Here is a 12,300-nt window from a genome sequence, read left to right as displayed (position 1 = left end):
GATCGTGCACGATCGGTCATTGACGATCGATGATTCATCTTCGATAGTGATCGTCAGGGAGGAGACAGAGGATGATCCGCAAGCCCGTTCTGGCGCGCGTCGCGCTGGTCGATCAGGTGACGGCGCTGCTGATGGAGCGCATCCTCGACCGCGACTACGCACCCGGCGAGAAGCTCAACATCGATGCGCTGTCGCGCGAATTCGAGGTCAGCTCCTCGCCGATCCGCGAGGCTCTGACCCGCCTGTCGGGTCTCGGCCTCGTCGCTGCGGCGTCCTTCACCGGCTTCTCCGTCGCACCCGAACCGTCGCGCGACTGGTTCGAGCAGCTGCGCGACTTCCGCATCCTGAACGAGGGCTGGGCCGCCAGGCAGCTCGCCCGCAGCCGCGATCCCGATGCCATCGCCCGCATGCGAGAGAGCATCGCAGCCATGGAGGCAGTCCCGCTGCACGGGCAGACATCGGACTATGTCGGCGCCAGCCAGGCCGACGAGGCCTTCCATGAGGCGATCCTGGCGGCCAGCGGCAACGAGATACTGGCCCAGGCGGTCCGCAGCCTGCATCCGCATCTGCATCACGCCCGCCTGTTCAGCCGCATCCCGCACGACATCGGCCCGATGCTGGACGAGCACCGCGCCATCCTCGACGCGATCGAGCGCGGCGACGAGGACGGCGCGCAGGCGGCCGTCGCCGCCCATCTGACGACCTCGTGGCGCCGCTACGGCAGCTGGCATGCCGACCAGCCGGGCGCGCGCTGACACCCCCGACAAGGACCTCCGGAATGGCCAAGATCGTATCCGTCGACGTGCTGCAGGCCGACCTCAAGCCCAAGGTCAGGCGCACCGACGCCGTGCAGAGCTTCGAGCTGCAGGAGACGCCGCTGGTACGCATCACCGATGCCGACGGCGTCACCGGCACCGGCTACAGCTACACCATCGGCACCGGCGGCTCCTCGGTCTGCAAGCTGATCGACGACCATCTCGCGCCCGTGCTGATCGGCCGCGATGCCGAGGAGATCGAAGGGCTCTGGCGCACGCTGTTCTATCGCGTCCACGCCACCACGGTCGGCGCCATCACCTCGATCGCACTCGCCGCGATCGATACCGCGCTCTGGGACCTGCGCGCCCGCAAGGCCGGCCTGCCGCTGCATCGTCTCGCCGGCGGCGCCAAGAACGCCATCGACCTCTACTACACCGAGGGAGGCTGGCTCCACATGGACGAGGCCGAGCTCGTCGACGAAGCCGTCAAGGCTAAGGAACGCGGCTTCGGCGGCACCAAGGTCAAGGTCGGGCGCCCGCATGTCGCCGAGGACGTCAAGCGCCTCTCGGCCGTGCGGGACAAGGTCGGTTTCGGCTGGGAGATCATGACCGACGCCAATCAGGGCCTCTCGCTCGACGAGGCGATCCGGCGTGCGCGCCACTATGAAAAGCTCGACGTCGCCTGGTTCGAGGAGCCGATCCATGCCGACGATGTCGGTGGCCATCGCCGCCTGTCGCAATCGACCACGGTGCCGATCGCGGTCGGCGAGTCCATGTATTCGCTCTCGCAGTTCAAGGACTATCTCGAGGCGGGCGCCTGCTCGATCGTCCAGGTCGATGTCGGCCGCATCGGCGGCATCACGCCCTGGCTCAAGGTCGCGCACATGGCCGAAGCCTTCAACGTGCCGGTCTGCCCGCACTTCCTGATGGAGATCCATCTCGGCCTGTGCTGCGCCGTACCCAACAGCCGCTGGCTCGAATACATTCCGCAGCTCGACCTCGTGACCGCCTCGCCGATCCGCATCGAGAACGGCAAGGCGATCCCCTCGGAGCAGCCCGGCCTCGGCATCGACTGGGACTGGCAGGCGCTGGAGCGAACGATCGTCCACCGCAGGAGCCATGGCGCGGCCCCCGCCCTCAGGACGGGAGCCTGAGATGAGCGCGCTCGCAGGACAGATCGTCGTCATCACCGCCGCCGGGCAGGGCATCGGCCGCGCCACCGCCGAGGCCTTCGACCGCGCCGGCGCCATCGTCTGGGCAACCGACATCAACGAGGACGCGCTGGCCGCGATCGAGGCCGGGCCGAACCTGCAGCGCCGCAGGCTCGACGTGCTCGATGCCGCCGCCGTCGCCGCCGTTTTCGCGGAGATCGGGCGGGTCGATGTGCTCTTCAACTGCGCCGGCATCGTCCAGAGCGGCACGGTGCTGGACGCGAGCGAGGCCGATCTCGATTTCGCCTACGACCTCAACGTCAAGGCGATGGTGCGCACGATCAAGGCGGCGCTGCCGGGCATGCTCGCGCGAAAGGCCGGCTGCATCGTCAACATGGCCTCGGTCGCCTCCAGCGTGAAGGGTGTGCCGAACCGCTTCGCCTATGGCGTGACCAAGGCGGCCGTGCTTGGCCTGACCAAGTCGATCGCCGCCGACTATGTCGCCCACGGCATCCGCTGCAACGCGATCTGCCCCGGCACGGTCGAGAGCCCGTCGCTGCAGCAGCGGCTGAGTTCGCAGGGCGATTACGAGGCGACCCGCGCCGCCTTCGTCGCCCGCCAGCCGATCGGACGCATCGGCACCCCGCAGGAGATCGCCGATCTCGTCGTCTACCTGGCGGGCGCGACCTACACCACCGGCCAGGCCCACATCATCGACGGCGGCTGGACGATCTGAAGACCCGGTTGCCTGACGGGCATGGGGCGACAGGAGGATTTCGCATGAGCCAGCCTTCCGCGCGCGGTACGGCCCGCTATCGCGCCGACGAGCTCACAACACTGGCGCGCAGCCTGCTGGAGCGTGCCGGGCTGCCGCCGGACAAGGCCAATGACGTGGCCGAGGTCCTTGTCGAGGGCGACCTGCTCGGCAAGTCGACGCATGGCCTTGCCTTGCTGCCGCTCTATCTGCGCGAGATCGAGAGCGGGGGCATGACCGCCGCCGGCGAGCCCGAGATCCTCAACGATATTGGCGCCTGCCAGACCTGGGACGGGCGCAAGCTGCCCGGCCCCTGGCTGGCGCGCCGCGCCACGGCCGAGGCGATCGCCCGGGCCAGGCGCTTCGGCCTGGGGGCGGTCGCCATCCAGCGAAGTCACCACACCGCCTGCCTCGGCGCCTATCTCCAACCGGCGATCGACGCCGGCTGCCTCATGCTGCTGACGCTGACCGATCCCGGCCACAGCAGCGTCGCGCCCTTCGGCGGCGTCACGCCGGTGTTGACCTCTAACCCGATCGCCTTCGGCGCGCCCGCGCCGGACGCGCCGATCCTGATCGACATGTCGACAGCCCTGATGACCAATGGCGGCGTCGCCGCCTACCGCCAGCGCGGCGAAAGCCTGCCGCATCCCTTCCTGATGGACGCTCAGGGCCGGCCCTCGACCGATCCGAACGTCATCGCCGCCGACCCGCCCGGCACGATCCTGCCGCTCGGCGGGCTGGAGGCCGGCCATAAGGGCTTCTCGATCGGGCTCATCGTCGAGCTCCTCACCGGCTGCCTCGCCGGGCGCGGCCGCGCCGAGGGCGGCGATGGCTGGAGCGCCGCGGTCTTCATCCTGGTGATGGATCCGGCCGCCTTCGGCGGCACCGAGAATTTCGACCGCCAGGTCGCGGTCCTGGCAGAACGCTGCCATGCGGCGCAGCCCCGCCCCGGCTTCGACCACGTCGAGCTGCCGGGCGCCCATGGGCTTGCCCGGCGCGAGCGCCAGTTGCGCGACGGCGTCCAACTCTCCGCCGGCATCGTCGCCGGCCTCACCGAGAGCGCGGCGCGCTTCGATCGTCACTTGCCGGCCGCCATCGCCTGAGCGCGAGGGCGCCGACCGTCATCCCAAAAACAACGAAGCTTCGAGGAAACCCCATGTCCCAGGCGATCGCGGCCGGAACGGCACCGGCCGAACAAACGAACATCCGGCGCGCCGTCACGGCGGCGACGATCGGCACGGTGATCGAATGGTTCGACTACGCGCTCTACGGCGCAGCGGCCGGCCTGATCATCAACAAGCTGTTCTTCCCGCAATTCTCGGAGTCGGCCGGCGTGCTCGCCGCCTTCGCGACCTTCGCCGTCGGTTTCTTCAGCCGGCCGCTCGGCGGCATCGTCATCTCGCATATCGGCGACCGCTTCGGCCGCAAGCCGGCGCTGATCTTCACCATCGCCCTGATGGGTGCCTCGACCGTGGCGATGGGCCTTCTGCCGACCTATGCCCAGGCCGGAATCTGGGCGCCGATCCTGCTCGTGGTCCTGCGCCTGCTGCAGGGCTTCGGCGCCGGTGCCGAATATGCCGGCGCGGTCACCCTCGTCGCGGAATACGTGCCGCCGGAGCGCAAGGCCTATTACACCGCTTATCTCCAGGCCGCGACGGTGGTCGGCATCATGCTCGCGACGCTGAGCTTCCTGCTCGTCTCCTATCTGCCTGAAGAGACCCTGCTCGGCTGGGCCTGGCGCGTGCCCTTCCTGGTCTCGGCGCTGCTGTTCCTCGTCGCCCTCTATATCCGCAAGCATCTCGACGAGACCCCGGAATATGTCGCGGCGATGGAGAAGGCGGCCGAGCAGCGCCATGAGGCGAAGGTCCCGCTCGGGGAGCTCCTCTCCAAGAGCCCGCGCGAACTGCTCTTCGGCTTCCTGTCGGTGACCGGTCACAACGCCAACGCCTATATACTGAGCGCCTTCAGCCTGAGCTACATGACCAACACGCTCGGCATGACCCGCACCGACTCGCTCACCGCGGTGATGATCGCGACCCTGACGGGTATCGTCACGACGCCGATCATGGGCGCCATCGCCGACCGCGTCGGGCATGCAAAAGTCTACCTGTTCGGCGCGATCTTCGTGTTCTGCTACGCCTTCCCGATGTTCGCCCTGCTCGACACCAGAAACCTCCTGCTCTGCACGATCGCCCTCAGCATCGGCTACGGCATCGGCTTCGGCGGCCTCGCCAGCGCGCAGGGCGCCTTCCTCGCAAACCTGTTCCCGACCCGCTACCGCTTCTCGGGCATCGCCATGACCCGCGAACTCAATAGCGTCGCGATCGCCGGGCCGACGCCGTTCATCGCAGCGGCGCTGGTCACGGCCGGCGGCGGCAAGCCGACCTATGTCGTCGCGTATCTGATGCTGTGCTGCGCCGTGACGGCGATCGCCATCCTCGCCGTACGCTCGCGCTCCTATGAGCGCGGCAGCGAATGACGACCGAGACTCGACTGGGCCTGCAGCAGATGCCGCAGGCCCAGAGCCAACCTTGCTGAGCTACTGCCCGATCTGCCGGATCGCGATCTTGTTGACGCGCGGCTTGGCGTCGCCCTGCTGCTCGATCGCGACCTCGCCATTGCGGACATGGAAGCGGATCAGCGTCGCGCCGGCGCCGCGCCAGTCCGCGGTCTCGCCATCGTCCTCGTAGAGCTCGCCGGACGCGCCTTCGACGACGCCGCAGACCAGCACCTCGCGCTCATCGCTGATCTTGGTCGCATCGCCGAGCGGGATCAGCGCGCCCGCCCGCACGAACAGCGGCAAACGGCCGAGTGGCGCCGGAACCGTCACGGTGACGCCGCCGGGATAATGCTCGCCATTGTGCCAGTCGTACCAGCCGCCCTCGTGCTGCGGCAGATAGACGGCGCGCTCGCGTGCGCCTTCCTCCAGCACCGGCGCGACCAGCACGTCCGGCCCGAGCATGAAGACGTCGTCGACCGCGACCGCCGCCGCATCCTGCGGGAAATCGTAGAGCAGCGGGCGCACGGCCGGGATGCCGTCGCGGCTCGCCCGCCACATCTGGGTGTAGAGATAGGGCATCAGCCGGTAGCGCAGGCAGATCGCCTCGCGCACCTGCGGCACCATCTCCGGATACATCCAGGGCAGGTTGACGACGCCGTCATCGTTCCAGGAGTTCATCACCATGCGCGGCCACAGCGCGCAGAACTCGTTGAAGCGGACGAACAGCTCCGGCCCGGGCGTCGGCCCATGGAAGCCGCCGACATCGTGGCCGATCGAGAACATGCCCGACAGGCTCATATTCAGCCCCTGGGTCAGGTTGTAGCGCAGCGTCTTCCAGGCGGTCTCGTTGTCGCCCGACCAGGTCTGCGCGTAGCGCGAGATGCCGGCGCAGCCGCCGCGCGTGATCGAATACTGGCGCTTGCCCGGCTCGCGCGCAGCCTGCGTCTCATAGGAGAGCTTGGTCATCAAAAGCGGTTGCGCCGGGCGCGCCAGCGCCTGCCGGAACGGACGCCCGTCGCCGTCGCAGACCGCGTCCTCGTCCCAGATCTCGTATTCGTTGTTGTCGTTCCAGACCGTGGTGAAGCCGTGGTCGAGCAGCGCGCTCTCGATGCCGGCGCGCCACCAGGCCCGGCCCTTCGGGTTGGTGTAGTCGATATGGAAGCCGAGCCCGTCCCAGAACTGCGCCACGGCCGGCTCACCGGTCTTGGCATCCTTGACCAGGAAGCCCTGGTCGAGCGCTTCCTTGAGGCGCGGATGGTCGTCGAGCAGGCAGGGCTTGAGATTCGCGACCGTGTGCATGCCGGCCTTGTTCAGCCGCTTCATCGTCGCCAGCGGATCCGGGAACTTGTCGCGGTTCCAGTTGAAAGCGTAGCGGCGCTGGCCGATCTGGGTATAGCCCGAACCGAAATGGAAGCTGTCGCAAGGGATCGCGTGCTTGCGGCACTTGGCGATGAAGTCGCTGATCCTTGCATCGGCGTCGGGCGCATCGGCGATCGCCATCGACGTGACGCCGAAGCCGAAGGACCAGCGCGGCGCAAAGGCCTGGCCGCCGGTCAGCCATGAGAAGCGCTTGACCACATCCGGCACGGTCGGGCCGGCCATGACGTAATAGTCGAGGTCGCCGTCATCGCCCTTCCAGGAGCGGAACAGGCCGTGATAATTGTCGAGCGTGCAGCCGAGATCGACGCTGCCGGTCGAAAGGTTGTCGTAGAACACGCCATGGGCGCCCGCCTTCCCGTCGACGATGAAGAAGGGCAGCATCTTGTAGAGCGGGTCGGAGAGCTCGGCATCGAAGCCGCAGGGATCGACCGCGTCGATGGCAAAGCGCCGCCCGGTGCGGTCGAGCGGGCCGGCCTTGTCGCCGAGCCCGTAATGCCGCTCGGCATAGTCACGCGCCATGAAATGCGCCACCGCACCGGTGCGCGGCGAGATCAGATAGGCCTGCGTCGTGCGATCCTGCAGGAAGGGCTCGGCCTCGCCGTCGCGGCGCCAGGCAATGCCGAAGGGCGAGAGGGTGACCTCGGCGGAGAGGCCGCCGGCCGAGAGCGTGACCTTGCCCTCGCCTTCTCTGACGCTCGCCTGCGGGCAGGTGAAACCGGAAAGGTCATCGCGCGGGCGCCCCTCATAAGGCGGCTCGAGCCCGCCCGGCGCGATCGACCAGCCGCGGTCGAGGCGATAGCCATCCTGCGGCTTCAGCGTCACCCGGCCGATATCGCCTTCGAGGATGCGGATGGCGATCGTCGCGCCGAGGCCGACATCGAACAAGGCGGCTTCGCCGTCGCGGCCGAGATAGCGGCCTTGCGTCAGGGCTTTCATCAACTGATCTCCGAACGTCTCAATCTCAACCACGCCGTCGTCCCGGGCGACCGAAGGGAGACCCGGGACCCATTCCGGAGCCTTTCCGATAGAGGCTCAGGAATGGATCCCGGATCTGCGCTTCGCTCCGTCCGGGATGACAGTGCGAACAATCAAACCCGAACCGCTTTGCCAGCGTCATCGAACAGGTGCAGATGCTGCTGCGGGAAGGCGAGCGCGACGCTGGCGCCGCGCTGGTGCTCGCTCTGGCCGTCGAGCCGGAGCGTGACCTGCGGCAGGCCGGGCGAGGCGCCGTAAAGATAGCTTTCGCCTCCGAGGCGCTCGACCAGCTCGATGGCGAGCGGCACGCCGCCATCTTGTGCGGCGAGCGCAAGATGCTCCGGCCTAATGCCGAGCGTGACGGCAGCGCCGGCGGCAAGGCTTCCGGTCTGACAGGAGACCTCATGCTCGGCCTCGCCGATCGTGACGGTGCCCGGCCGGATCACCTTGCCCGGCAGCAGGTTCATGCGCGGTGAGCCGATGAAGCCGGCGACGAAGAGGTTGTCGGGCCGGTTGTAGAGCTCCAGCGGCGTGCCGACCTGCTCGATCTTGCCGCCATGGAGCACGACGATGCGATGCGCCAGCGTCATCGCCTCGACCTGGTCGTGGGTGACGTAGATCATGGTGCCGCCGATCTCGGCATGGAGCGCGGCGAGCTCCTTGCGGGTGGCGACCCGCAGTTCGGCGTCGAGGTTCGAGAGCGGCTCGTCGAACAGGAAAATCTTTGGATCGCGCACGATGGCACGGCCGATGGCGACGCGCTGGCGCTGGCCGCCGGAGAGCGCCTTGGGCTTGCGCTCGAGATAGTCGGTCAGGCGCAGCATGCCGGCGGCGCGCTTCACCCGCCTGTCGATCTCGTCGCGCTTGAAGCCCATGTTCTCCAGCGCGAAGGCCATGTTCGCGTAGACGCTCATATGCGGGTAGAGCGCATAGGACTGGAACACCATGGCGAGCCCGCGCTCGGAGGCCGGCAGCCCGGTGACGTCGGCGCCGTCGATCGCGATCGACCCGCCGGTGATCGTCTCCAGCCCGGCGATCGAGCGCAGCAGCGTCGACTTTCCGCAGCCGGAGGGACCGACGAAGACGACGAATTCGCCGTCAGTGACGTCGAGGTCGATGCCGTGCAGCACCGTGGTCGCGCCATAGGCCTTGCGGACGCCGGATAGGCTCAGTCCCGCCATTATTTCATTCCCGTATTGGCGATGCCGGTGGTGATGAAGCGCTGCAGGAAGACGAAGACCAGCGCGACCGGCAGCAGCGTCACCACCGTCATCGCGAGCAGGTAGTGCCACTGCGTCTGCAACTCGCCCTGGAAGGCGTTGAGACCGATCTGCAGCGTATAGGCCTCGGTCTTTGTCAGCACCGCGAGCGGCCAGAGGAACTCGTTCCAGCGCCACATGATCGAGAAGATCGCGAGCACGGCCAGCGCCGGCATGGCCAGCGGCATGACGATGCGCCAGTAGATCTGCCACTCCGAAGCCTTGTCCATGCGCGCTGCCTCGATCAGGTCGCGCGGCAGGGTCAGCATGTACTGGCGCAGCAGGAAGACGCCGGTCGGCGTTGCAGCGCCGGGCAGGATCACCGCCCAGAGCGAGTTGACCAGGCCGAGCTTGGTGATGACGAGATAGACCGGCACCAGGATGATGGTGATCGGGATCATCAGCGTGCCGATCACCATCAGCATCACCGCCGTCTTGCCACGGAACTCGTAGATCGAGAGCGCATAGGCCGCCATCGAGTTGATCACCAGGGTGATCAGCGTCGCGACTGCCGTCACAAAAACCGAGTTCCACAAGAAGCGGGTGAAGGCGAAGCGCTCCAGCGGCTCGGTGTAGTTCTCGGTCGCGAGCTTGAACTCACGCACCGGGGTGCGCTTGTCGATCGGCACGCGGATGCTCTGGCCGGGATTGGCCGGGTCGATCATCTGTGCCTGGATGCCGATGCGGCGGACCTGCGCCAGCACGCGCTTGCTGCCGTCCTCCATCGTCACCTCGAAGAGCGGCAGCGGCTGGGCATGGCCCTCGACCCGGACCTCCTTCTGCGACATCGGCAGCAGCGAGGGCGGGAATTCGAGCAGGCCGGCCTGCGTCTTGAAGGAAGAGAGCCCGAGCCAGAGCACCGGCCCGAACATCAGCACGACGCCGAGCCCGAGATAGGCGTAGGCCGCGATATCGGTCCAGTGCCAGCGGCCGGGATTGCGCCGGGCCGTCGCCATGCGGGCGAGCCTGTTCATGCCGCCCCCTTGCGGCGGCTCGCCGCGAGTTGGGCCAGCGTCAGCGCGAACAGCACGACGCCGAGCACGACCGAGGCCGCCGCTGCCAGGCCGAAATTCTGGACCTGGTTGGCGAAGGCGGTCTCGTAGATGTAGTGCACCACCATCAAGGTCGCGGTGCCCGGGCCGCCACCCGTCAGCACGAAGACCTCATCGAAGGTCTGCACGCCGCGGATCAGCGCCAGCACGATCACGACGATCATGTTCGGCCAGAGCAATGGCAGGGTGATCCGCCAGAACGTGCGCCAGCGCGGCGTCGCATCCATCTCCGCGGCCTCATAGAGATCGGCGGGGATCGCCTGCAGGCCGGCAAGCAGGATCAGCGTATAGAAGCCCATATGGGCCCAGATCGAGACGAAGACGATCCAGAACATCGCCCAGCTCGGATCGACCAGGAACAGGATGCGCTCGCCGCCGAGCGAGGTGATCGCCGCGTTGAGCAGGCCGTCGCGCTGCAGGATCCATTTCCAGGTCAGCGCCACCACCACCGGCGAAAGCAGCACCGGGAAGAAATAGACCGCGCGGAAGAAGCCGCGCGCCCTGATCTTCATGTTCAGCACCACCGCCGTCAGCAGCGAGAACAGCACCATCGCCGTGACCTGGAAGACGGTGAAGCGGGCGGTGTTGGAGACGCCGCGCCAGAAATGATCCTCGCGGCAGGAAGACGGATCCAGGAACGAGCCGCAATCGAAGAGATAGGCGTATTGCTGCGCCCCGACATAAGGCCGCTCCGAAGGGAACAGCCCCGCTCCGCCCGTCACCGAGAAGATGAAGTTGATGATGAGCGGCAGGAAGACGAAGAGGGAGAAGAAAACGAGATTGGGCAGGAGGAAGACATAGGCCATCCGGCGCTCGCCGATCAGCCGCTGCAAAGCCTGCATCGGCCAGTCGATCAGGCGCATCAGCATCGCGAGCGGCGCGGCGAAGAGGTTCGCTGCGCCGGCGCGGTCCGGCTGCGCCGCGGGGATGGGGGCGTCGGTGGCCATCCGCCTTACTTCTTGCGCTCGGCGATCTGCTGGGCGATGTCGGATTCCATCCGCTTATAGGCCTCGTCGAGGCTGCCCTCGCCCGAGATCGCCTGGCCGAGCCGGCTGATCACCGCGTTGAAGATGACGCGGTTGCTCGTATAGCCCTGCAATTGATAGGCGACCGGCGAGAGCTGCGCGACCTGGTCCGAGAAGACCTTGAGCGCCGCCTTGGCCGGCGCGCTGGCGCCCTGATAGTCGAGGCCCTTGGCAGCGATGCCGAGATGGCCGGGCACGAACAGCGAGCGGGCGTAGAACTCGCTCAGCACCGGCTCGCTGGCGAGGTAATCCATCACCTTGGCGACGGCTTCCGGGCTCTTGGTCGTCTTGATCGCGACGAGACCGGCCCCGCCCGGCATGCCCGAGCAATTGCCGGCGCCACAGGGCGAGGGAACCGCGATCCAGTCGAAGGCGTCGCCCACCGTCTTGTCGAACTGGGCGATCTGCCAGGAGCCCGACTGGTACATCACGACCTGGGCGTTCTTGAACTCGTCATTGGCGCCGCGATAGGCGGTGCCGGAGACCGAGCCCCAGAGCTCCTTCTTCATCACGCCGTTGTTGTGCCAGTCATAGACCAGCTTGGCGCCGCGCTTGAAACCGTCGTCGATGACAGCCGGCTCGCCCTTGGCGTCGAAGACCTTGGCGCCCTCGGAGACCGCGACCGAGAAGAAGCGGTGGCCGGAGCGGTCCATCGCCAGCGGGAACGGCGCCTGGACCTTGGCTGCGACGTCCTTGACCGCTTTGCCCCACTCCTCCCAGGTCGCCTTGGCTGATGGCATGGCGATGCCGGCCTGCTCGAACAGCGTCTTGTTGACGAAGGGGCCGGTGACGGTGAGCTGCGTCATGAAGCCGGTGATGGCCTTGGTGTCCCCCTCGGGGCGCATCCAGGGCAGGAACGGCCCGAAATTCTTTTCCCAGTAGGCCGCGTCCTTGAGGTGCGGCCGCAGGTCGAGCGCATAGCGGGCGATGCCGCCGAGATCGACGACGCGGGCGATGTCGGGGCCCTGGCCCGAGGCGAGCTGGACGGGAAGGTTCTCGGTGATGGCCTTGTAGGGCACCTGGTCGAGCACGACCTTGATGTCCTTGTTCTGGGCCTCGAAGCGCTTGAGCAGGTCGGTGATGACCTCGCCCTCATTGCCGTCGGAATACCAGGCGATGCGCACCGTGGTCTGGGCCTGCGCGAAACCGCCGATGACGAGGCCGGCCGTCAAGGCGAGTGCCGAAATCCAATGCTTGCTGTGCATGAGCGTTCCATCCCCGCTGAACCGGCGCCTCGATGAGCACCTTGACAATCATGTAGGCAAACGTTTGCCTAGCTTGTCAATCCCGAAGTGAGCCGGCATCTGTTGAAGGCCGACTCGCTGGAGCCGGATCCGATCAGGCTGTTCCAGCCCGATCGGTGAATCCGTCCCCAACTTGGGATGGAGAACGCGTGATCCAGCCCAATCGGCGACCGATTTGGCTGGCGCGTGCTCCGGCGAGCAGCGG

General features: G+C 67.2%; 10 protein-coding genes. 5 read left to right on the top strand and 5 right to left on the bottom strand.

What is annotated here, in order from left to right:
• Nucleotides 1–71: 71 nt before the first annotated feature.
• From V7S63_RS11860 to V7S63_RS11840, 5 genes are read left to right on the top strand one after another with little or no spacing between them, the layout of a single operon-like run.
• Nucleotides 72–755: a GntR family transcriptional regulator gene (locus V7S63_RS11860; protein WP_336530363.1), complete on the top strand. Its 684-nt coding sequence runs from the start codon at nucleotides 72–74 to the stop codon at nucleotides 753–755.
• A 23-nt stretch (nucleotides 756–778) separates the two neighbouring features.
• Nucleotides 779–1,909 (top strand): mandelate racemase/muconate lactonizing enzyme family protein, encoded by a 1,131-nt coding sequence (locus tag V7S63_RS11855; protein ID WP_336530362.1) that lies wholly within the window; start codon nucleotides 779–781, stop codon nucleotides 1,907–1,909.
• Between the two features lies 1 nt (nucleotide 1,910).
• Nucleotides 1,911–2,642: an SDR family oxidoreductase gene (locus V7S63_RS11850; RefSeq protein WP_336530361.1), complete on the top strand. Its 732-nt coding sequence runs from the start codon at nucleotides 1,911–1,913 to the stop codon at nucleotides 2,640–2,642.
• 44 nt (nucleotides 2,643–2,686) lie between these two features.
• Entirely contained in the window at nucleotides 2,687–3,763 is a 1,077-nt protein-coding gene (locus tag V7S63_RS11845) for an Ldh family oxidoreductase (RefSeq protein WP_336530360.1), read from the top strand.
• Between the two features lie 53 nt (nucleotides 3,764–3,816).
• Nucleotides 3,817–5,139, top strand: coding sequence for an MFS transporter (locus V7S63_RS11840; RefSeq protein WP_336530359.1), 1,323 nt, complete (start codon nucleotides 3,817–3,819; stop codon nucleotides 5,137–5,139).
• Nucleotides 5,140–5,199: 60 nt separating this feature from the next.
• Here V7S63_RS11840 and V7S63_RS11835 read toward each other — a convergent pair whose 3' ends face one another.
• The 5 genes from V7S63_RS11835 to V7S63_RS11815 form a co-directional block, all read right to left on the bottom strand.
• On the bottom strand, nucleotides 5,200–7,476 hold the full coding sequence (locus tag V7S63_RS11835) for a glycoside hydrolase family 31 protein (protein WP_336530358.1): 2,277 nt from the start codon (nucleotides 7,474–7,476) through the stop codon (nucleotides 5,200–5,202).
• Nucleotides 7,477–7,628: 152 nt separating this feature from the next.
• Complete coding sequence (locus V7S63_RS11830; RefSeq protein WP_442896465.1) at nucleotides 7,629–8,699, bottom strand: ABC transporter ATP-binding protein; 1,071 nt, start codon at nucleotides 8,697–8,699, stop codon at nucleotides 7,629–7,631.
• Nucleotides 8,696–9,748, bottom strand: a complete 1,053-nt coding sequence (locus V7S63_RS11825) for a carbohydrate ABC transporter permease (protein ID WP_091837885.1) — start codon at nucleotides 9,746–9,748, stop codon at nucleotides 8,696–8,698. The genes V7S63_RS11830 and V7S63_RS11825 overlap by 4 nt, the downstream gene beginning before the upstream one ends.
• Nucleotides 9,745–10,773 carry a carbohydrate ABC transporter permease gene (locus tag V7S63_RS11820; RefSeq protein ID WP_442896456.1) on the bottom strand — a complete coding sequence of 343 codons (1,029 nt, stop codon included), beginning with the start codon at nucleotides 10,771–10,773 and terminating at the stop codon, nucleotides 9,745–9,747. Before V7S63_RS11820 ends, V7S63_RS11825 begins: the two co-directional genes overlap by 4 nt.
• Before the next feature lie 5 nt (nucleotides 10,774–10,778).
• A complete protein-coding gene (locus V7S63_RS11815) occupies nucleotides 10,779–12,056 on the bottom strand; it encodes an ABC transporter substrate-binding protein (protein ID WP_336530356.1) in 1,278 nt (425 codons plus the stop codon).
• Nucleotides 12,057–12,300 lie beyond the last annotated feature (244 nt).

Origin of the sequence: Allobosea sp. CCNWLY174, assembly GCF_037120455.1 — a bacterium.
GTDB classification, from domain to species: Bacteria; Pseudomonadota; Alphaproteobacteria; order Rhizobiales; family Beijerinckiaceae; genus Allobosea; species Allobosea lupini.
This window is presented reverse-complemented; position numbering and strand designations above follow the sequence as displayed.

Coding starts and splice junctions, on each gene's coding strand:
- V7S63_RS11835 (WP_336530358.1), bottom strand. CDS start 7,476: ATGAAAGCCCTGACGCAAGGCCGCTATCTCGGCCGCGACGGCGAAGCC.
- V7S63_RS11820 (WP_442896456.1), bottom strand. CDS start 10,773: ATGGCCACCGACGCCCCCATCCCCGCGGCGCAGCCGGACCGCGCCGGC.
- V7S63_RS11855 (WP_336530362.1), top strand. CDS start 779: ATGGCCAAGATCGTATCCGTCGACGTGCTGCAGGCCGACCTCAAGCCC.
- V7S63_RS11825 (WP_091837885.1), bottom strand. CDS start 9,748: ATGAACAGGCTCGCCCGCATGGCGACGGCCCGGCGCAATCCCGGCCGC.
- V7S63_RS11840 (WP_336530359.1), top strand. CDS start 3,817: ATGTCCCAGGCGATCGCGGCCGGAACGGCACCGGCCGAACAAACGAAC.
- V7S63_RS11815 (WP_336530356.1), bottom strand. CDS start 12,056: ATGCACAGCAAGCATTGGATTTCGGCACTCGCCTTGACGGCCGGCCTC.
- V7S63_RS11860 (WP_336530363.1), top strand. CDS start 72: ATGATCCGCAAGCCCGTTCTGGCGCGCGTCGCGCTGGTCGATCAGGTG.
- V7S63_RS11845 (WP_336530360.1), top strand. CDS start 2,687: ATGAGCCAGCCTTCCGCGCGCGGTACGGCCCGCTATCGCGCCGACGAG.
- V7S63_RS11850 (WP_336530361.1), top strand. CDS start 1,911: ATGAGCGCGCTCGCAGGACAGATCGTCGTCATCACCGCCGCCGGGCAG.